This is a genomic window from Bacillus sp. LQ16, from assembly GCF_057784645.1.
The window spans coordinates 2,730,276-2,749,054 of sequence record NZ_CM173491.1; the positions used below are offsets into that span (position 1 = coordinate 2,730,276).

Below are 18,779 nucleotides of genomic sequence, written 5' to 3' on the forward strand. Positions count from 1 at the left end.
TCACCTGTACAAAAATTCAAACAAAAAGGGATGGTTATATGTTGAAGAAATTAGTAGCAGGGACATTAGTAGCGGGTTTTGCATTAACTGGAGGACTAGGTGCAGTAAGTGCTGAGGAAAAAAGTAACACAATTAAGTCATTTGATTATTTAAAAGTGGATGAACAAAATGTTAATTCATTTGCAAAATTAAGTGATCAGGATAAGAAAGATATCCAAATTACTATGGTATTACCAGAGCAAAATGAAAATGGAGATTGGCTAGCTTATGGTTTTACTAGCCGCGAAACATTAGATGCGTATATTGAAAAGGATAAAAAAGCAATTAAAAATAATATTTATTCTTTAGGTAGCGGTGCTGGTAGTACTGATTTTTATGAACATAAAGATAAAGGTGGCCAATATATATACTGGAGCAGCGGCTTTAAAAACTTACCATCTAGCTGGAATGACAGAATTTCTTCTGTAAGTACAGCGTCACCTTCTGCAAGTTATTCAACGACACTTTGGGAGCATACTTCTACACAAGGATTAGGAAAAGGTGTTATATTTAAACACGCTGATTGGTATGGTAAAACTGCTAATTTAGCTCCTGATTGGAACGATATTACTTCAGCGATTGAAATTAAAAAATAATAGGATATTCTATTAATAAAAAATCAAACCACTATTCTCTTATTTGTTTAGAGAATAGTGGTTTATTATATTTCCATTTAAGCATGTACAGCATGTCCTACCGCTTGCATTAACGCTTCATGAATTGCTTCTGATAAAGTAGGGTGTGCTGCAATATAATCTCTCATTATATCAGCGGTAACTTCTGTATGAATCATTATGGTTCCTTGACCAATAAGTTCAGTTGCATGAGGACCGATAATAGAAATCCCTACAATTTCTTGGTATTTAGGTTCTACAATGACTTTTACTTTACCTACTTGTTCTCCTAAAATAAGAGCTTTTCCGTTCGCTGTAAAAGGAAATTCTCCGATGAGAATATCACCATATTGTTCTCTTGCACCTTTTTCACTTAACCCGACACTAGCTATTTCTGGAGCTGTGTATATACAACGGGGCACAGCGTGATAATTTACTTTCACGTCTTCTCCGCTTGCGTGTAATGCTGCTGTCGTTCCTTCATGGAAGGCAACGTGAGCAAGCTGAATTCCACCGATCACATCACCAGCTGCGTAAATATGCGATATGTTCGTTTGCATATGTTCATTCACAGCAATCCCTTTATTTGAAAACTGAACTCCTGCCTTTTCTAATCCTAATTGTTGTACTCGTGGTTTTCTTCCTACAGAAACAAGAACAAATTCTGGAGTTACTTCGTGAGTAATTCCCTCGTATTCAAATGCAGCTTGCTTCTTATAGTTATTTAATCCTTTTAAAACTGCTCCCGTAAAAATTTCCACACCATCTTTTTCTAATTTTCCTCTTAAAATATTCGCGATATCTTCATCTTCACCAGGTAGTAATTGCGGTGCCATCTCAACTATCGATACTTTTGTGCCAAGTCTACTATAAATACTTGCAAACTCGCATCCTATTACACCACCACCAACGATTAACAATGAAGATGGTACACTCTCAAGAGACATGGCATGGCTACTATTTAAAATCCATTTTCCATCGAACGGAGTGAATGGTAATTCTGTAGGATCGGAACCAGCTGCGATAATAAAGCTCTCCCCATCAATTACTTCTTCTTTATTTCCTTGTACAACTCGCACACGATGATCCGTTTCGAATTTCGCTTTTCCTTTTACAACTTTAATTTTATTTTTCTTCATTAAATATTGTATTCCTTGGACGAGTTGCATTACGATTTGTGATTTCCTCGCCTGTATTTGATCCCAATCAATTGATATACTTCCTGTATTAAGCGTAACCCCATAATCATTCGCTTTTCTCACAATGTCATGTACTTCAGCACTTTCTAACAGTGATTTCGTCGGCATACACCCAACATTTAAACATGTTCCGCCAAGGTCAGCTTCATCAATAAGAGTGACATCTTTGCCATTTTGAGCCGCGGTAATTGCTGCTACATAGCCAGCAGGTCCGCCCCCAATAACAACTAATTTACTCATTCTCTCACCTTCTCTTTATAAAAGAATTGTTATAGGTTCTTCTAAATAATGTTTAATTGTGCGTAAAAATGCAGCTGCTGGTGCACCGTCTAATACACGATGATCGAATGTTAAACTTAAAGGTAACATACTTCCTTTTCTTAATTTTTTCCCTTTAAATACAGGAACATGTTCAATTGCACCTACACCTAAAATACCAGTTTCAGGTGTATTTAATACCGGTGTGAAATATTCAATACCAAAGCTACCTAAATTACTAATTGTAAATGTCGTTCCGTGCATATCATCACTACTTAAGCTACCTGCTCGTGCCTTTTGTGCCACATTCTTAATCTCTTTAGACAACTCTACTAAAGATAAATTATTTGCAAAGCGAATAGCTGGAACGACTAACCCTTTTTCTAATGCGACTGCCATGCCTAAATGCACATGTTCAAATTGATGAATTGCATCATCTATATAAGCGCTGTTCATTTCTTTATGCTCTCCAAGTGCTAATACAACAGCATGCGAGACAAAATCCGTAATAGTTAATTTATTATCATATCTTTTTTGTACAACTTCCGCTATTTCTTTATGTAAAGCAACTAAATCTGTTACATCTACTTTCATCGTTAACGTTAATTGTGCGCTATTTTGTAAGCTTGCGTGCATACGATTTGCGATTGCTTTACGCATACCAGTAACAGGAATCGCTTTACTTTCTTCTCGTTCAGATATTTCCGGAACGTTTACTCTTACCTCAAGTACTTTTAATACATCTGCCTTTGTAATCCTTCCGCCAGGACCTGTACCAACTAATGCCTTGATATCCAGATTTTCAGACTTTGCAATTTTCTTGGCTACAGGTGAAATTTTAATTCTTTGCTTCGATACTTCTTTCCCATTTGCTTCTTGATTTTGTACATTTTGTACTTCTATATTAGATGTTTTTTCTCCTACAACATGTGTGCTTTCCTGCATTTCTACCTTTTCATTCGGTTTACCGATGTAGCAAATTACAGTACCAGGCGGCACTCCTTCATCTTCACTTACAGCTATATCAAGTACCGTACCATCAGCTGGCGCTTCAATTTCCGTTTCAATTTTTTCTGAATTAATACTAGCAATTAGTTCTCCTTTTGCTACATTATCGCCTGCTTTAATATTCCAGCTCGTAATAATACCTTCTTTCATCGCCATACCTAACTTCGGCATTACAACTTCTACAGCCATGTCTCTCTCTCCCTTCTCATCGTTTTATTACACATGTAATAAAGATTGGTCTCCGATCATTTCTGATACAGTTTCAATTACTTTTTCTGGCGTTGGCAAATACAACTTTTCAAGTGGTGGTGAGAACGGAACGGGTGTATGTGGTGCTGTAATTCGTTTAATAGGTGCATCTAACAAATCAAAACCTTTATCCGCTACAATTGCCGCAATATCTGTTGCAATACTACATCTAGGATTCGCTTCGTCAATGACGATAAGACGATTTGTTTTTTCAACAGATGATAAAATAGTATCTTCATCAAGCGGTGATAAAGATCGTGGATCAATTACTTCTACTTCAAGCCCCTTTTTCGATAATTGCTTTGCAGCTGCAAGCGCTGTATGAACTTGCTTTCCGATTGCGACAATTGTTACATCAGAACCTTTCCGTTTAATATCTGCTTTTCCTAATGGAATTGTATAGTATCCTTCTGGCACTTCACCTTTCATATTGTAAAGTGTTTTATCCTCAAAGAAGATTACTGGATCATCATCTTCAATTGCCGCTAATAATAAGCCTTTTGCATCATACGGTGTGGAAGGAACAACAACTTTAATACCTGGTATGCTCGTAAATAATGCGTACAAACTTTGTGAATGTTGAGCTGCTGCACTAAAACCAGCGCCATGCATCGTACGTACTGTAACGGGTACTTTTGCTTTACCTCCAAACATATAACGGAATTTCGCACCTTGGTTTAATACTTGGTCAAGACAACTACCGATAAAATCATTAAACATTAACTCAGCTATCGGACGTAACCCAGTTGCAGCAGCGGCCATCGCAGCTCCCATATAACCCGCTTCAGAAATTGGTGTATCCAATATACGATTTCGGCCAAACTCTTGTACAAGTCCTTTCGTAACACCAAGCACACCGCCCCAAGCTTCATCATCTTGCAGGTGATCAACTTGTGCACCGCCTGCAACGTCTTCACCTATTAAAATTACATTTTCATCACGACGCATTGAGATTTTCATTGCTTCATTAATTGCAGTTGACATACTTACTGTTCTAGTCATAATTTTTCACCCTCCTCTTATTTGTAAGAAACGTATACATCTTTTAATAATTCTTCATCGTCTGGGTATGGACTATTTTCACTAAATTCAATGGATCTTTGTACTGCATCATCTACTGCTTTTTCCATATCAACAAGTTCAGATTCCGTTAATAAACCTTCATGAATTAAATGCTTACGGAAATTCACAATTGCATCTCTTTCGTTTAAATGTTCTTCTTTTTCTTCTGATGTTTTATATGTTTGTGCTTCACCTTCGAAATGACCATAATTACGATATGTCATACATTCAATAATTGTTGGACCATCACCATTACGTGCACGTTCCACTGCTTCTGCAGCAGCTTTATATACAGCTAGAAGATCTTTTCCATCTACTTGAACACCTGGAATATTATAAGCTTTTGCACGATCAGCAATAGAATCACAACTTGAAGCATATTCAAATGTAGTTGCTTCACCGTAACCGTTATTTTCTGCGATAAAAATAACTGGTAACTTCCAAATCGCCGCTAAATTAACCCCTTCATGAAATGTCCCTTCATTATTTGCTCCGTCACCGAAGAAGCAAACACTTACATCTTTTGTTCCTTTATATTTAGCTGTTAATGCTGAACCGCAAGCAAGTGGGAAACCGCCGCCTACAATGCCATTCGCACCTAGCATTCCTTTATCTAAATCGGCAATATGCATGGAACCGCCTTTTCCTTTACATAATCCTGTCGCTTTCCCGAAAAGTTCAGCCATCATACCATTTAAATCACAACCTTTTGCGATACAATGTCCATGACCTCTATGTGTACTTGTAATACTGTCACTATCCGTTAAGTGGGCACATACACCAACTGCTACCGCTTCTTCACCTGCGTATAAATGAACGAAACCTGGCAAAACGCCTTGCGCGAACAATTCATGCACCTTATCTTCAAACTTACGAATCTCTAACATTTTTTCGTACATCCAACGAGCTTGTTCTTTCGTAATTTCATTCCCTTTACTTTCAGTTGTTTTTAACATGTCCAGCCCTCCTATTTTCTTGTTCGTCTTTTATATTGCAAGTATTGTGCCAATTTCGAATCCTTGTTTTAATAGGTTTTCTCTATCTTTAAACAATAAAAAAGTGGACAAAATGAGACGTTTGTCTCGTTTTGTCCACTTTTGTTCCCTTAATAAGAGAATTGTTACTTTATTCATTATCAAAGCTCTTCTGTAATTTTCGGATGTAAATAATTTGACCAATATGATATGCATTATGAGTTGTTACATTCGCTAGCACTTCCCACCACTTTGCAGAAACAGGAAATCCCACTACATCACTTTCAACCTTTTCTTCATTTATGAGATTTTGCCATTGTAACAGTTTTTCTAGTAGTTTTTCCCGTAATTCATCGAAAGTTTGATTATCTGAGAGCATAAAACTTTTGTTATTATCTCCTATAGCGGGTACTGCATTCACATTTGATTCTTTATACCTAGTTTGCCACGTAGAGTTCCAATACAGTAAATGTTGTACGATTTCAGCTATACTATTACTCTCTTCATTCGGTTTCCAGAAAGCTTCCCTCTCAGATAAATCCTTAACTGCATCTGAAAATGGCATATACCAACTGAGATCATTTGCATTCGCTAATAGCTGATCTGCTAATACAGCTTTTACATGGACCATTTTTCTTCCCTCATTTCATTATCATATTAATATACACTACTCTATATACGCTGATTCCCTATAATCTCCTTTTTTACATACAAATTCATTTCATACTGAATGTAAGAATAATAGATTTTCTTATCATAACTCGTTATGATAAAAGAAAAAGAAAGCTGGCGAAAAATGAATAAAAAAATCGCAATAATTACTGGAGCCTCAAGTGGATTTGGACTATTAACTACACTCGAACTCGCAAAAAAAGATTATTTAGTTATCGCTACAATGCGAAACCTTGAAAAACAAGGAACCTTACTATCCCAAGTTACTCAACTTAACTTACAGCACAATATAAAAGTTCAACAATTAGATGTAACAGATCAAAATTCTATACATAATTTCCAATTGTTTTTAAAAGAAATTAATAGAATAGATCTCCTTATAAATAATGCAGGATATGCAACTGGGGGCTTTGTAGAAGAAATCCCAGTAGACGAATATCGAAAGCAATTTGAAACGAACCTTTTTGGAGCTATATCAATCACTCAGCTTGTTTTACCATATATGAGAGAACAAAGAAGCGGAAAAATCATTAATATAAGCAGCATTAGCGGCCAAGTTGGATTTCCTGGTTTATCTCCTTATGTATCTTCAAAATATGCATTAGAAGGCTGGAGTGAATCGCTTCGCTTAGAATTAAAACCTTTCGGAATAGATGTCGCTTTAATTGAACCTGGTTCTTACAACACAAATATATGGGAGGTTGGTAAACAACTAGCTGAAAACCAATCTGATACAACATCTCCTTACAAAGAATATATGGATAAAATACAAAAACATATTAATAGCGGTAGTGATACATTTGGTAATCCGATAAATGTTGCTAATAAAATCGTTGAAATTGCTGAAAAAAAGCGTACTACTTTACGATATCCTATTGGAAAAGGTGTAAAATTTATGATCTTTACGAAGAAGATTCTTCCTTGGAGATTGTGGGAATACCTTGTTTTGAGAAGCTTTAAGAAGATGTAATAAACTTTTTGAAAACTATTTTGAAAGAGGTGCTAATTAAATGTTAGGTTTACCGTATGGGGAAGTGTTTTTAGTGCCGTGGACTGAAGAATGGGAAATTGAGTTTATGAAAGAGAAACAAATCATTGAGGAACAAATTGGCGAACATATTTTAGCGATACACCATATTGGTAGTACTTCTATTCCATATTTAAGTGCAAAGCCAATTATTGATATAGTAATTGAATTAGAAAATTATACGGACGGTATACATTGTATTAAAAAGTTAGAACTACTAAACTATAAATATAGAAAAGAAGTATTACCCGAAAGATACTATTTTAATAAAGGTGAACCAAGAACTCATCAAATTCATATGTATGAACAAGGGAATACATATTTAATAGAACAATTACAATTTCGTGATTACTTAATAGACAATAAAACTGCACGCATGCAGTATGAACAGTTAAAGATTCAACTTTCACAAGCTAATCCTATTGATAAACATAAGTATGCAGAAGATAAAACTAATTTCATTACATCTATATTAACTAAAATAAATGCTTAAATAAACAAGAAACCATTTAGTAGTAAATGGTTTCTTGCTTATTAGTTATTTCATTATTTGCACTATCAAATTTTTATTATACAGCAGGTGGAAAGAAGTAAAATAGTATCGAAGTCATAAAAATAAACGTGAATACCCCAATTACCGAAAATATATATTCTTTCGATTCTTTATCATACTTCCATTCCATCACTGCTCTTAAGATTAACGTCCCACCTAAATAAGCAAAAATGACATAAGCGATATTAACACTCTCAAATTTAAAGATAAATATAAAGCTAGTTATTAAATAAATAAAAAGTAGTCCTATTTCCAATTTTTTATGTAAACTATTTACATGTTTCTTATATCCCCAAAAACCACCCGTGGGCATATTCAATTTTTTTCTTAAAAACTTATCGAGAAAATAGACAGCTATACAAAAAACAATAGTTATAATCCAAAAAGTAGAAGCTCCTATTTTAACCCCTCCTATTATTTCATTTAATTACTTGAAATAAATTGGACTATATTACGGTTATCCCCTTCTAAATAACTTATGATGCCTTCAGGATATGTCGGCTTCTCCTGTAATTCCTCTAGACTTTTCCAAATTAATATAATATCCTCATGCTCTTTATGCCTTATTTCATTTGTAATGATTTTTTCAACAGTCCCCCAATGTATCAATGTACAATGATGACCATTTTCGTTGCCCCACTCAAAAATGTGTTCATTTACAATTGCTAACTCTTGAACATCAACTTTCAAATCGTATTCTTCTATTAACTCTCGAATCATTGCTTCTTTTGGCGTTTCACCAAATTCAATAGAGCCACCTGGAAAACGGTAAAATGATTCATTCTCATCACATTGTACTAGTACTTTTGAATGTTCGTCGTTTACAATCATTACTTCAGCCCGTAAACGTGGTGTCTTATCATTTTCTCACCCTTTATTTGTATGACCATTCATCACCAATACGTATTATAGAATACATTCAAAATAAAACCTGTAATTATTAGTAACGGAACAATTCCAAACGAAATAATATATTCTTTTGCTTTCCTATCATATTTCCACTGCATATATCCTTGAAAAATGTACAACGTCATAAAAAAGAAAATTGGTATATAAGTCATGTATATTGGATTCAAAATTGAACCTATCATCATAAGTACTACATAAGAAATAATGATAATCCATTGCCCCCATTTATGTGATTGGCTGACATATTTACTATTCCATCCAGTTTGTCTCGGTATATTTAACTTCTTCCTCACAATTTTTTCTAAAAAGAATAAAATTATAATCCATAACAATAAGACAATTAGTTTCAAAAAAAACAGAAAGGCCTCCTCCTTTACCTTTTCTCCGGCTGATTACTCGGATACGTAGCACTCTCTTTATTTTCAACGTCCCAACTAATTATAGTCGCACTATCGCGTCCGAATTGATGATGAACGTGCTCTAATACATGATGAACACTTTCTTCAAGTTTTTTATTATTTCTATTCATATTATTATACAGATTTACTGGCGTTTCATATCGGCGTTCCCCGCATTCTAATACTCCATCTGTCACCATTACAATTCGGTTCTTTCCAGTACGTAATTCACGAATACCTGATGAATAACAAGGAACAAGTAAATCAAATGTGTTTACATTTCCAATCCATTCGTAAAAATGACGTTGATTTAATGCATATTGTCCTAACTTATGTAACTCTTCGTGAAATACATAAACTAAACAATCACCAATAGAAAGCCACCATATATAATTTTCTTTTCTTACACATAGTAAGCAAGCTGTTTCACCTTGTATTCTTTTGCACTTTTCCTTAAATGAAGATGACTGAAAAATTGTAAGTATATGATTTTCAACAGACTGAAATACTGTATCAATTGGTTCATTCAAAATTACGCTTATATTTTCATATTCTTTTTCGATTGTATTTACTACTAAATCAACACTTTCTGCACTATTATGTCCATCTAATGTAGCTGCAAATTCCCATTCACCATTTGACCAAACTAATGCACCATCTTCATTCTTTTTCGCTCCAGCACTTATATTCCCGCCATATTTACCAAGTACAATATCACCATATTGCTTAACTGAAATTTCTCCTAAACACATTTCTATATTTCCAACCCATGAATATTGTGTATTATTTGTTGTATGCATACTCATTTACCATATACTTACGTATTCTTTCGCATAGTTTTTTTATTTTCTCTTCATCACCATATGGTGCACCAGTCCATTTCGCTACTTCGGTTGGTGACCAAAATTCTTTTGGTGTATTGGGATAACGTGGAATAATGTGCATATGCATATGTGGTACACCATTTCCTGAAACAAAAGTGTAAATATGCTCTGCACCTTCGCTTTCTTTTAGCGCTTTACTTACTCTACTTGTTATAAGTCCGAACGCTTTCGCTTCTTCATCTGTTAGTTCAGCAAGTCCAGGTACATGTCTTTTTATATCTATCATTACATAACCTAGGTATGTTTCTTCACTATCCCAGTAGACATGTCCAACGTAAACGAGTTCATCTTCGTAAATAGCTCCACCTGGAACTATAATATTTCCTTTATGTTTTTCGCAAATGAAACAGTTTTGTTCTATTTGATTGTTTGTTGACATATCCATCACCTTCCTTTTCATATATAATAGCACAAAAAAAGGAAAAACAGGTTTCGTATTCCGAATTTTCATTCTTTTGATACAACAATTTTTGAAATGAATTTACATCTCATTATTTCTTCAAAAACGCAATCCCAATTATAATCCCAATCACAATTCCGATTATTAAATTATTTGTAAAGTGCCCTTGAAATACACCGATTACAACCCCTATACCGACACCTACTGCCAAAGCATCATTTCTTTTTTTATTTTTAGCCAAAATTGCATCTCCTCCCATCATTTCTCCCTAAACAACATGCATTCATTTAAATGTATTAATATACGCACTATCTCGCTTGAATCTTTTCAAAAAATGCACTTTAACTTCATATATAATATTTTCCATTTTCTGTACATACTCCTTTTATAATGAAAAAATTTCAAGTAACCATTAAATATATATAGGCATTTACTATAAGAAAGATCCGTAATTTATTGAAGGAGGAACGATTCAAATGCATCCTCATTGGAATCCAAATATAAATCAACAGTATGTTTATTCCCCCATCCTTTAAGGAATACATTGCATCATGATTCACAATATATGATGCAGCGCATCGCAAGTCTTGAAAGTCAGTTAGCTAAATTAATCTCATTAATTGAAGAAAATAATCAATTAATTAAATCCATGGAACAACAGCAAAACCAAGTTTGTGCACCAGCTGGAGGTTCTGTTATCGTTCGTATGTAAACTGGATGCAATAAAAAACACACTTTGTAGTATAAAAGTGTGTTTTTTGGTCATTATTTTCTTTTCGTATGGAACCCTTGTGTAATTCGGTCTAATATAATTGCGATTACTACGATAGCTAATCCAGCTTCAAATCCCATTCCGATATTAACTTGTGTTACCGAGCGATATACATCAACTCCAAGTCCAGGAGCTCCTACAAGTGACGCTGTTACAACCATCGATAACGAAAGCATAATACTTTGGTTCACACCAGCCATAATCGTTCCGGTAGCAAGTGGTAATTGTACTTTAAATAGTTTTTGTGATGCAGTGGATCCAAATGCATTCGCTGCTTCAATTAAATCTTCTGGAACTTGTCTAATTCCTAAGTCAGTAAAACGAATTGTCGGTGGCATTGCAAAGATTACTGATGCAATAATTCCAGGTACTACACCTACTCCGAAAAATGTGATCGCTGGAATAAGGTATACAAATGCAGGCATTGTTTGCATAAAATCTAATGTTGGTTTTAAAAATTTTGAGAAACGTTCATTTTGAGATGCTAATATACCAATTGGAATTCCGACAATAATTGAAATAATAACTGACGTAAGTACGAGTGCCAATGTTTGCATCGTTTGTGCCCAGTAGTTAATATTCAAAATAAATAATAATCCAATAAGCGTAAAAATGACTAAAGATAGTTTTCTCGTTGTGTACCAAATGAGGAAACATAAGATAATAATCATCAATATGGCAGGAATTATTATTAAAAAATTAGTGAGTAAATCAACGAATCCACCAATAATATAAGAGAATCCTCGGAATAAGCCTTCAAAGTGCTCATATAAACTTGCAACAAATGAGTCTACCCATTCCCCTAATGGAATACGCGGTATACTATTCATCGTCTTTCACCTCTTCCTCAATGTTTCCTGCAAGAGCTTGAATGACACTTTCACGTTTAATAATTCCTCTTAGCCTTTTCTTCTCATCGATTACTGGTAACGGATATTTCATCTCCGCCATTTTTGCATACGTCTCTTCCAGTAAAGTATCTAAATACACATGCGGAATATCATTAAGTAATAAATCAGCAATCGGCCACTGTTTTTGTACTGCCTTACTCGCATCATCCGCAGTTAATATACCTAAAAACTCATACTTTTTGTTTACAACATATACAGTTGAAACACCAGCATTCCTCATAATTTGAAGGGCTACACGAGGTCCACGATCAATTAATAAAGTTTCTGGTCGTTTTAAAATAGACTCCGCCGTAATTACTTTTCCTAAATTCACGTCCGCAACAAACTTTTCTACAAATTCATTAGCGGGGCTCATCATAATTTCTTCTGGCGTTCCAATTTGAACGATTTCTCCATCTTTCATTAATGCGATACGATCTCCAATTCGAAGCGCTTCATCTAAATCATGCGTAATAAATATAATCGTTTTTTCCATTTTATCTTGCAACTCTAACAATTCATCTTGCATTTCTTTTCGAATAAGTGGATCTAATGCACTGAATGACTCGTCCATTAGTAATACATCTGGATTATTCGTTAGCGCCCTTGCGATTCCAACGCGCTGCTGCATACCACCACTAAGTTGACTTGGATAATTATCTTTATGATGATCGAGTCCTACTAACTGTAGCGATTCTAACGCTTTTTTCTCTCGCTCTTCAACCGGAACTCCTTGTATTTCTAACCCATATGCAACATTTTGTATAACCGTACGATGCGGAAATAGAGCGAACTTCTGAAATACCATACTCATTTTCGTTCTTCTTACTCTCCGTAACTCTTCTTTTCCCATCGTTGCGATGTCTTCACCATCTATGTATATATGACCTGCGGTTGGTTTAATCAATTGATTTAACATACGAACTAGCGTAGATTTCCCGCTACCAGACAAACCCATAATAACGAAAATTTCTCCAGAGTATACTTCAAACGTTGCTTTTTTCACACCAACGTTCATTCCTGTCTCCTTTAAAATTTCCGATTTACTTTTTCCTTCTTTCAATAAGGAAAGGGCTTTTTGCGGATGTTTCCCGAATACTTTTGTTACGTTTTCAACACGCACCTTTGTATTATCCATGTCACTACTCCTTTTCTACCCATCTATTCACATAGTGTTGCGATTTTACAAAGAAATATTACATAAAAATGACATTCATAAGATTTCTTTAAAATTCTCGTTTCCGTTCATAATAAGAATGCTTACTTATACATTTATTTTATAAGGCAAACGTTACTTAGGAGGTTTTCGATGCGAAAGAAAATTTGGTTTATATGCCTTGCATTATTTATTACTATGATTTTCACTTCATGTAATGCAACAAATGCAAATTCGAAAGGAAAAATTAAACTTGGTGTAACAAGTTGGAAAGAAAATATTGCAACTGCAAACATGTGGAAAGTTTTATTAGAAGAAAAAGGCTACAAAGTTGAGCTTATGTATTTAGAAAAAGCCGCAATTTGGACTGGTGTTGCTCGTGGCGATGTTGATGCGAATTTAGAAGTATGGCTACCAGTTACAGATAAACCGCTAAACGATCGTTATAAAGATGATATTGTCTTAAAATCAAAATGGTACGAAGGTACTGGACTAGGTTTAGTCGTCCCTTCTTATATGAAAAACATAAACAGTATCGAAGATTTAAATGCTCATAAAGATGAACTAGATAATAAAATTGTCGGTATCGAACCCGGTAGTAGTCTTATGAATTTAACGAATAAAGCAATGAAAGAATATGAAATAAAACTAAAACTTGTCCAATCCTCTGAAGCTGCGATGATGAGTGAACTAAAGAAAGCATATACAAAAAAGAAACCAATCGCTGTTACGCTTTGGAATCCGCATTGGGGTTTTTCAGAATTTGACTTGAAATATTTAAAAGACCCTAAGAAAGTATATGGTGAAAAAGATGACATTTATTACTCCGTTCGTAAAGGTTTCGAAAAAGATCACCCAGATGTTATAAAATACTTTGATAAATGGAAAATGAACGATGAACAGCTCGGTACGTTAATGGTCATGTTAAATAAAACAAAAGATCCTGAAGAAGCTGCGCGAAAATGGATTAAAAAAAATCAAGCATTAGTTGATGAATGGGTAAAGGATTAATAAAAAGGCTAGAGAATTAATATGTCCTCTAGCCTTTTTCATCTTATTTTTTCGTAACAACATCGTCTACAATCCCATATTCCTTCGCTTCTTCTGCAGTCATAAAATAATCTCTTTCTGTATCATGTGCTACTCTTTCAATCGGTTGGCCTGTTTTTTCTGCAATCATTTTATTAATATCATGCTTTAACTTTAATATTCTTTTCGCAGTTATTTCAATTTCTGTTGCTTGCCCTTGTGCACCACCAAGCGGCTGATGAATCATAATTTCACTGTTAGGGAGCGCAAACCGTTTTCCTTTTGCTCCAGATAATAATAGCAATGCACCAAATGATGCCGCAAAGCCCATGCACAGCGTTTGCACATCTGGTTTAATTAAATTCATCGTATCTAATATTGCAAAACCTGCTGTCGTTGAACCGCCGGGGCTATTGATGTATAAGAATATATCTTTCTCTGCATCTTCTGCTTCTAAAAATAATAATTGAGCTACGACACTACTCGCTACTTGATCATTAATTTCTGAACCGATAATAATAATGCGGTCTTTTAATAACCTTGAATATATATCATAGGAACGTTCTCCTAATTTTGTTTGTTCTACTACATATGGAATTGCATTCATTTTAAATCCCTCCAATACTTGTTATGCTGCGCAAAGCATACAACTGTAGGAAGAAGGTTGTTTCACATTAAATAATAAGACTGGCTGTTTAGATGGTAACTTAGTAAAATCTATTGACGGAAGCAGTTTCGTTAATAATTCCGGTCTCTCTTCTCGAATAGACGTTACTACAACTTCCATATCATCTGTGAATTCGACTATCTCGACCCCTTCTTCACTTACAGTTTTCAGCCTATTTCTACTCCGAAATAAAGAAGCTTTCACTGCACCTTCTGATACAGAACACACTTTAGCAATATCAGCGATACTATATTGAAAAACATCTTTTAATAATAAAATTGCGGATTGCTGTACATTTAATGAAGACAATACTTTCCCTACCATTTCATGCAAATCTGCAATGTTCTCATGTGGTTCTTCAAAAGTGATTTGTTCTCTTATTTTTTCATGAACAGACTTAGACTTCATCTGATCTAACCAACGATTTCTTGCTATTTTATAGACGAGTGTCATACAAATATCTTTATTTCTATATTTTTGAAGCACTTTACACACTGTTTCTTGGGCGAGATCTTCCCCATCCCATTTGTTTTTCGTTAAAAAAGTACAATATCTTTTTAACTCTCCATATTGTTCAATTAAAAAGTTTATATTTGAATGATTCATATCGATACGGTTCTTTAAAACATGAGTTACTTTTGTGCACAAAATAACCACTCCTTTTCAGCGCTTACTTAATAAACGATTCAACATAAAAAAAAGTTACGGGGATATAAAAAAATAATGTTTATGTTCAATAATTCGCGGTCATAAATATGTTATGTACAATTTTACGTGAGGAGGAACAAATTTGCCAAAATTAACAATTGAAGGTGCGGGAACATTTGATGTAAAAGAAGGAACGAAGTTAGTATTAGCAATTGAAGATAGCGGTGTCAACATTCTTCATCGTTGTGGCGGGAATGCACGTTGCACAACTTGTAGAGTAGAAATACTAGCAGGTGATTTCTGTGAAGCGAGTGCGAATGAGAAACATGCAATGACGGAAAAAGGGATTGAAGACCATTTACGATTATCTTGTCAAATGCGTGTACATAAAGATATAGTCGTTCGTCCGGTACTTACAGTTGAAAATTCAGGTCTTGATGCCGGACCGCGTCCGGCGGAGTAAAGCGATGAATTTAAAACAGCTCGCTGGCGAATATGCCGCTAACTTTGTAAATGATGGCATGAAGATTGGGCTTGGTACAGGTTCTACTGTATATTGGACAATACAAAAATTAGGTGAGCGTGTAAAAGAAGGATTATCATTTCAAGCTGTACCGACATCAAAAGAAACTGAAGCATTAGCACATCAACTAAATATCCCCCTAATTTCGTTAAACGACGTACAAAGTCTTGATCTTACAATTGATGGAGCGGATGAAATTGATTCAAATTTACAACTTATAAAAGGCGGTGGCGGTGCATTACTTCGCGAAAAAATCGTTGCCTCTTCCTCTAAAGAACTAATTATCATTGCTGATGAATCGAAACTTGTAACACATTTAGGTACTTTTCCATTACCTATTGAAATCATCCCTTTTTCATGGAAACAAACCGAAAATAAAATTCAGTCTTTAGGATGTCAAACAACATTACGTTTGAAAAATAATGAAACCTATATAACCGATAACAATAACATGATTATCGATTGTATATTCTCTAATCATATTTCTAATCCTGCCCATTTACACACTCAATTAAAAATGATTACTGGTGTAGTTGAAACAGGGTTGTTTATAAGTATGACGAGTAAAGTAATTATCGGCGCTAAAAATGGGATAAAGGAATTGTAATAAAAGCTAACTTTTTAAAGTTGGCTTTTTAGTATGTTCTCCTCTTAATAGCGCTTTATTATGATATACTATGAAAACACAAGCTGATTACACTAGAAAGGACTGAACATTTTGCAATCCAAACTTATAACAGAACTTGCTGATTTAGAAACTGCCTTTCATATTCGAAAAGAAGTATTTGTAAAAGAACAAGGTGTCCCTCTTTCAGATGAATTCGATACATTCGATGAAATCGGAGAGCAATGTAAACATATTTTAGTTTATTATAATGAGCTTCCTGTAGGTACAGGGCGTATACGATTTGTTGATGGCGTCGGAAAATTAGAACGTATTTGCATTTTAAAAGATTATCGTACATACGGATTAGGTAAAGTCATCATTCAAACGTTAGAAGAAATTGCTCGTAACGAACAAGCTACAAAAGTGAAACTACACGGGCAAACACAAGCTGAAGGATTTTATAAAAAATTAGGTTATGAAACTTCTTCTGATATATTTATGGAAGATGGCATTCCGCATATACTTATGACGAAAATGTTATCATAATAAAAAGGGTAGTGTATGAATCTTATGTATTCATACACTACCCTTTTTTATTAATAGAAAAGTGAATTCTCAAGATTCCCTTTTTCATCAAAGCCCATCATCTCTTAGTTCATATCTAGGTAAAGCTTACACTGTTTTCCATAATGATAATGCATAAATCCAGTTCGGATCACCATTTCCTTGATAACTCTGGACTGCTTCATATACTTTTCCTTCGTGTAGAACTCTATCTCCCTTTTTATATGCTTTTTTTGCATCCCACGCTTCATATGAAGCGCTTTCGGTTTTTGTAGTAATTGTGAATATATCACTCTGTACGGATTCATTTCCAGCTACATCAACAGCTTTTACTACATATTTATAAGTAGTATTAGCGAGCAGATTTTTATCCATATAAGAAGTTGTATTGGATGTTGCAATCTTTTTCATTGATCCTTCTGTTTCTCTATAAATATCGTAATGGTCTACACCAATATTATCGTCAGATGGACTCCACATTAAATCCACACTTGACGCTGTCGTTCCCATACTATGTAATCCTTTTGGTTGTGTTGGTGCTTCTGTATCAGGAATCTCATCTGTTGTTTTTACTGTAAGCGCTGTACTTTCTTTCGATACATTTCCAGCTGAGTCAATTGCTTTTACAGTATAAGAGTATTCTGTGCTTGGTTGTAATTTCTTATCAATAAAATGAGTGCCTAGTACTGTATCAATCATCTCTCCGTTACGGAAGATTTGATATCCTTTTACCCCTACATTATCCGTAGAAGCGTTCCATGTTAGTTCTACACTATTCGCTGTTACTTTTTGCGTCTGAAGTCCATTTGGAATACTTGGCGCTTCTATGTCTGGTTTCACATCATTAATAAGATTAACATCAATTACATTATAGAATGCATTTGCTGTATCAGCTACATCCCATACTGCTAAAATCACATGATATCCACTACGATCAGTAGGTACATTGATTTTATGAGTTAAATTATTTGAAGCTGCAGAACCATCATGTTGTACAGTTCCAATTGGTTCAAAATCTGCTCTTGTTAGCGCTTTATTTGGATTCCATCCTTTTTTGGTAATATAGTAATGCCACTTACTCGTTAAGTGAGGCGCAGTATACTTCCAAGTAAATGTATTTTCCCCACCAGTAATTGTATTTTTAAACCAACGATTTGCTGTTTGTTGATCTAAAATACCACCAAATTTTCCGCCTGCTGAAGCAATTTGTCCATCTACTGGACCACCTTGTGGGAAACCTTTTGGAGCTTCTAAACTTTGTGGTTCATACATAACACTTCCACAGTTTACATTTAGCGCACCATAAGTTGAACTACATAAAGCGGATCGGCTACCGGGCTTTTCAACAAAACCGTGCGCATAAGCATTTTGAGGAATAAGTGTCGTACTAATAATTCCAGCTGTTAATGCTACAGCTCCTAAACTTTTTTTGTTCATTTTCATATTTTGTAGTTGTTTTAAAAATCGATTATTCATGTTCATGTCTCCTTCTTGTTATACTTTGTAGTGGAATGTGGGCTTTGATGTAAAAGAATAACAAGAGACAAACTTGTACCGATGTATGTGTTAATTATGCATACACCGCAGTAAAATTATATTTTTCTTGTGAAATATTTCACTTTATGGATATATCATGACATAGAAATTACCTGAGTATGTGCAGAAGTTGTGCAGAAA

24 protein-coding genes and 1 pseudogene are annotated in these 18,779 nt (G+C 34.6%); 8 read left to right on the top strand and 17 right to left on the bottom strand.

Annotation, left to right across the window (positions count from 1 at the left end):
* Window positions 1–38 precede the first annotated feature (38 nt).
* Entirely contained in the window at window positions 39–635 is a 597-nt protein-coding gene (locus AC3EMB_RS13640; RefSeq protein ID WP_454484933.1) for a hypothetical protein, read from the top strand.
* 77 nt (window positions 636–712) lie between these two features.
* Here AC3EMB_RS13640 and lpdA read toward each other — a convergent pair whose 3' ends face one another.
* From lpdA to AC3EMB_RS13670, 6 genes are read right to left on the bottom strand one after another with little or no spacing between them, the layout of a single operon-like run.
* Window positions 713–2,092: a dihydrolipoyl dehydrogenase gene (gene lpdA / locus AC3EMB_RS13645; protein WP_488517055.1), complete on the bottom strand. Its 1,380-nt coding sequence runs from the start codon at window positions 2,090–2,092 to the stop codon at window positions 713–715.
* 15 nt (window positions 2,093–2,107) lie between these two features.
* Window positions 2,108–3,307: a dihydrolipoamide acetyltransferase family protein gene (locus AC3EMB_RS13650; protein WP_366987828.1), complete on the bottom strand. Its 1,200-nt coding sequence runs from the start codon at window positions 3,305–3,307 to the stop codon at window positions 2,108–2,110.
* Between the two features lie 27 nt (window positions 3,308–3,334).
* On the bottom strand, window positions 3,335–4,369 hold the full coding sequence (gene acoB, locus AC3EMB_RS13655) for an acetoin:2,6-dichlorophenolindophenol oxidoreductase subunit beta (protein WP_454484937.1): 1,035 nt from the start codon (window positions 4,367–4,369) through the stop codon (window positions 3,335–3,337).
* Between the two features lie 17 nt (window positions 4,370–4,386).
* Window positions 4,387–5,385 (bottom strand): acetoin:2,6-dichlorophenolindophenol oxidoreductase subunit alpha, encoded by a 999-nt coding sequence (acoA, locus tag AC3EMB_RS13660; RefSeq protein ID WP_000921277.1) that lies wholly within the window; start codon window positions 5,383–5,385, stop codon window positions 4,387–4,389.
* Between the two features lie 30 nt (window positions 5,386–5,415).
* Complete coding sequence (locus tag AC3EMB_RS13665) at window positions 5,416–5,562, bottom strand: hypothetical protein (RefSeq protein WP_001045412.1); 147 nt, start codon at window positions 5,560–5,562, stop codon at window positions 5,416–5,418.
* Window positions 5,555–6,034, bottom strand: coding sequence for a DinB family protein (locus tag AC3EMB_RS13670; protein WP_488517056.1), 480 nt, complete (start codon window positions 6,032–6,034; stop codon window positions 5,555–5,557). The genes AC3EMB_RS13665 and AC3EMB_RS13670 overlap by 8 nt, the downstream gene beginning before the upstream one ends.
* A 165-nt stretch (window positions 6,035–6,199) precedes the next feature.
* Between AC3EMB_RS13670 and AC3EMB_RS13675 the strand changes: the two genes are divergently transcribed.
* Together AC3EMB_RS13675 and AC3EMB_RS13680 are read left to right on the top strand one after the other, a co-directional pair.
* Window positions 6,200–7,045 (top strand): oxidoreductase, encoded by an 846-nt coding sequence (locus tag AC3EMB_RS13675; protein ID WP_212660425.1) that lies wholly within the window; start codon window positions 6,200–6,202, stop codon window positions 7,043–7,045.
* A 40-nt stretch (window positions 7,046–7,085) separates the two neighbouring features.
* Window positions 7,086–7,595: a GrpB family protein gene (locus AC3EMB_RS13680; RefSeq protein WP_488517057.1), complete on the top strand. Its 510-nt coding sequence runs from the start codon at window positions 7,086–7,088 to the stop codon at window positions 7,593–7,595.
* Window positions 7,596–7,671: 76 nt separating this feature from the next.
* Here the strand turns inward: AC3EMB_RS13680 and AC3EMB_RS13685 are convergent, their stop codons facing one another.
* The 6 genes from AC3EMB_RS13685 to AC3EMB_RS13710 form a co-directional block, all read right to left on the bottom strand.
* Window positions 7,672–8,055, bottom strand: coding sequence for a DUF4181 domain-containing protein (locus AC3EMB_RS13685; RefSeq protein ID WP_488517779.1), 384 nt, complete (start codon window positions 8,053–8,055; stop codon window positions 7,672–7,674).
* Window positions 8,056–8,078: 23 nt separating this feature from the next.
* Window positions 8,079–8,486: an NUDIX domain-containing protein gene (locus AC3EMB_RS13690; RefSeq protein WP_098126249.1), complete on the bottom strand. Its 408-nt coding sequence runs from the start codon at window positions 8,484–8,486 to the stop codon at window positions 8,079–8,081.
* 62 nt (window positions 8,487–8,548) lie between these two features.
* Window positions 8,549–8,914, bottom strand: a complete 366-nt coding sequence (locus tag AC3EMB_RS13695; protein WP_000767735.1) for a DUF4181 domain-containing protein — start codon at window positions 8,912–8,914, stop codon at window positions 8,549–8,551.
* 23 nt (window positions 8,915–8,937) lie between these two features.
* Window positions 8,938–9,762 carry a PP2C family serine/threonine-protein phosphatase gene (locus tag AC3EMB_RS13700; protein ID WP_488517058.1) on the bottom strand — a complete coding sequence of 275 codons (825 nt, stop codon included), beginning with the start codon at window positions 9,760–9,762 and terminating at the stop codon, window positions 8,938–8,940.
* The gene (locus AC3EMB_RS13705; protein WP_003291689.1) at window positions 9,746–10,246 is read right to left on the bottom strand and encodes an HIT family protein; all 501 of its coding nucleotides are present in this window, start codon (window positions 10,244–10,246) and stop codon (window positions 9,746–9,748) included. The genes AC3EMB_RS13700 and AC3EMB_RS13705 overlap by 17 nt, the downstream gene beginning before the upstream one ends.
* A 91-nt stretch (window positions 10,247–10,337) precedes the next feature.
* A complete protein-coding gene (locus AC3EMB_RS13710) occupies window positions 10,338–10,505 on the bottom strand; it encodes a glycine zipper domain-containing protein (protein ID WP_488517059.1) in 168 nt (55 codons plus the stop codon).
* Between the two features lie 217 nt (window positions 10,506–10,722).
* On the opposite strand from AC3EMB_RS13710, the pseudogene AC3EMB_RS13715 reads away from it, so the two are divergent.
* A pseudogene (locus AC3EMB_RS13715) lies at window positions 10,723–10,958 on the top strand (hypothetical protein).
* A 53-nt stretch (window positions 10,959–11,011) separates the two neighbouring features.
* Here AC3EMB_RS13715 and AC3EMB_RS13720 read toward each other — a convergent pair.
* Window positions 11,012–11,848, bottom strand: a complete 837-nt coding sequence (locus tag AC3EMB_RS13720) for an ABC transporter permease (protein WP_001084752.1) — start codon at window positions 11,846–11,848, stop codon at window positions 11,012–11,014.
* The gene (locus AC3EMB_RS13725; protein ID WP_000370603.1) at window positions 11,841–13,046 is read right to left on the bottom strand and encodes a quaternary amine ABC transporter ATP-binding protein; all 1,206 of its coding nucleotides are present in this window, start codon (window positions 13,044–13,046) and stop codon (window positions 11,841–11,843) included. Before AC3EMB_RS13725 ends, AC3EMB_RS13720 begins: the two co-directional genes overlap by 8 nt.
* Window positions 13,047–13,217: 171 nt before the next feature.
* On the opposite strand from AC3EMB_RS13725, the gene AC3EMB_RS13730 reads away from it, so the two are divergent.
* The gene (locus tag AC3EMB_RS13730) at window positions 13,218–14,075 is read left to right on the top strand and encodes a glycine betaine ABC transporter substrate-binding protein (RefSeq protein WP_098126253.1); all 858 of its coding nucleotides are present in this window, start codon (window positions 13,218–13,220) and stop codon (window positions 14,073–14,075) included.
* Between the two features lie 43 nt (window positions 14,076–14,118).
* Here the strand turns inward: AC3EMB_RS13730 and clpP are convergent, their stop codons facing one another.
* Together clpP and AC3EMB_RS13740 are read right to left on the bottom strand one after the other, a co-directional pair.
* Window positions 14,119–14,700: an ATP-dependent Clp endopeptidase proteolytic subunit ClpP gene (gene clpP / locus AC3EMB_RS13735; protein WP_000991612.1), complete on the bottom strand. Its 582-nt coding sequence runs from the start codon at window positions 14,698–14,700 to the stop codon at window positions 14,119–14,121.
* A 21-nt stretch (window positions 14,701–14,721) separates the two neighbouring features.
* Window positions 14,722–15,408, bottom strand: a complete 687-nt coding sequence (locus tag AC3EMB_RS13740) for an RNA polymerase subunit sigma-70 (RefSeq protein ID WP_000337521.1) — start codon at window positions 15,406–15,408, stop codon at window positions 14,722–14,724.
* A gap of 142 nt (window positions 15,409–15,550) precedes the next feature.
* On the opposite strand from AC3EMB_RS13740, the gene AC3EMB_RS13745 reads away from it, so the two are divergent.
* The 3 genes from AC3EMB_RS13745 to AC3EMB_RS13755 all read left to right on the top strand — a co-directional run bounded on the left by AC3EMB_RS13745 (window position 15,551) and on the right by AC3EMB_RS13755 (window position 17,084).
* Window positions 15,551–15,871, top strand: a complete 321-nt coding sequence (locus tag AC3EMB_RS13745; protein WP_001125388.1) for a 2Fe-2S iron-sulfur cluster-binding protein — start codon at window positions 15,551–15,553, stop codon at window positions 15,869–15,871.
* Between the two features lie 4 nt (window positions 15,872–15,875).
* Window positions 15,876–16,538 (top strand): ribose 5-phosphate isomerase A, encoded by a 663-nt coding sequence (gene rpiA, locus AC3EMB_RS13750; RefSeq protein WP_488517060.1) that lies wholly within the window; start codon window positions 15,876–15,878, stop codon window positions 16,536–16,538.
* Window positions 16,539–16,649: 111 nt separating this feature from the next.
* Window positions 16,650–17,084 (top strand): GNAT family N-acetyltransferase, encoded by a 435-nt coding sequence (locus AC3EMB_RS13755; RefSeq protein ID WP_001190870.1) that lies wholly within the window; start codon window positions 16,650–16,652, stop codon window positions 17,082–17,084.
* A gap of 126 nt (window positions 17,085–17,210) precedes the next feature.
* On the opposite strand, the gene AC3EMB_RS13760 is transcribed toward AC3EMB_RS13755, so the two are convergent.
* Window positions 17,211–18,578, bottom strand: a complete 1,368-nt coding sequence (locus AC3EMB_RS13760) for a lytic polysaccharide monooxygenase (RefSeq protein WP_088023622.1) — start codon at window positions 18,576–18,578, stop codon at window positions 17,211–17,213.
* Window positions 18,579–18,779: the final 201 nt, after the last annotated feature.

Coding starts and splice junctions, on each gene's coding strand:
- AC3EMB_RS13640 (WP_454484933.1), top strand. CDS start 39: ATGTTGAAGAAATTAGTAGCAGGGACATTAGTAGCGGGTTTTGCATTA.
- lpdA (WP_488517055.1), bottom strand. CDS start 2,092: ATGAGTAAATTAGTTGTTATTGGGGGCGGACCTGCTGGCTATGTAGCA.
- AC3EMB_RS13650 (WP_366987828.1), bottom strand. CDS start 3,307: ATGGCTGTAGAAGTTGTAATGCCGAAGTTAGGTATGGCGATGAAAGAA.
- acoB (WP_454484937.1), bottom strand. CDS start 4,369: ATGACTAGAACAGTAAGTATGTCAACTGCAATTAATGAAGCAATGAAA.
- acoA (WP_000921277.1), bottom strand. CDS start 5,385: ATGTTAAAAACAACTGAAAGTAAAGGGAATGAAATTACGAAAGAACAA.
- AC3EMB_RS13665 (WP_001045412.1), bottom strand. CDS start 5,562: ATGAATAAAGTAACAATTCTCTTATTAAGGGAACAAAAGTGGACAAAA.
- AC3EMB_RS13670 (WP_488517056.1), bottom strand. CDS start 6,034: ATGGTCCATGTAAAAGCTGTATTAGCAGATCAGCTATTAGCGAATGCA.
- AC3EMB_RS13675 (WP_212660425.1), top strand. CDS start 6,200: ATGAATAAAAAAATCGCAATAATTACTGGAGCCTCAAGTGGATTTGGA.
- AC3EMB_RS13680 (WP_488517057.1), top strand. CDS start 7,086: ATGTTAGGTTTACCGTATGGGGAAGTGTTTTTAGTGCCGTGGACTGAA.
- AC3EMB_RS13690 (WP_098126249.1), bottom strand. CDS start 8,486: ATGATTGTAAACGACGAACATTCAAAAGTACTAGTACAATGTGATGAG.
- AC3EMB_RS13700 (WP_488517058.1), bottom strand. CDS start 9,762: ATGCATACAACAAATAATACACAATATTCATGGGTTGGAAATATAGAA.
- AC3EMB_RS13705 (WP_003291689.1), bottom strand. CDS start 10,246: ATGAAAAGGAAGGTGATGGATATGTCAACAAACAATCAAATAGAACAA.
- AC3EMB_RS13710 (WP_488517059.1), bottom strand. CDS start 10,505: ATGGGAGGAGATGCAATTTTGGCTAAAAATAAAAAAAGAAATGATGCT.
- AC3EMB_RS13720 (WP_001084752.1), bottom strand. CDS start 11,848: ATGAATAGTATACCGCGTATTCCATTAGGGGAATGGGTAGACTCATTT.
- AC3EMB_RS13725 (WP_000370603.1), bottom strand. CDS start 13,046: ATGGATAATACAAAGGTGCGTGTTGAAAACGTAACAAAAGTATTCGGG.
- AC3EMB_RS13730 (WP_098126253.1), top strand. CDS start 13,218: ATGCGAAAGAAAATTTGGTTTATATGCCTTGCATTATTTATTACTATG.
- clpP (WP_000991612.1), bottom strand. CDS start 14,700: ATGAATGCAATTCCATATGTAGTAGAACAAACAAAATTAGGAGAACGT.
- rpiA (WP_488517060.1), top strand. CDS start 15,876: ATGAATTTAAAACAGCTCGCTGGCGAATATGCCGCTAACTTTGTAAAT.
- AC3EMB_RS13760 (WP_088023622.1), bottom strand. CDS start 18,578: ATGAATAATCGATTTTTAAAACAACTACAAAATATGAAAATGAACAAA.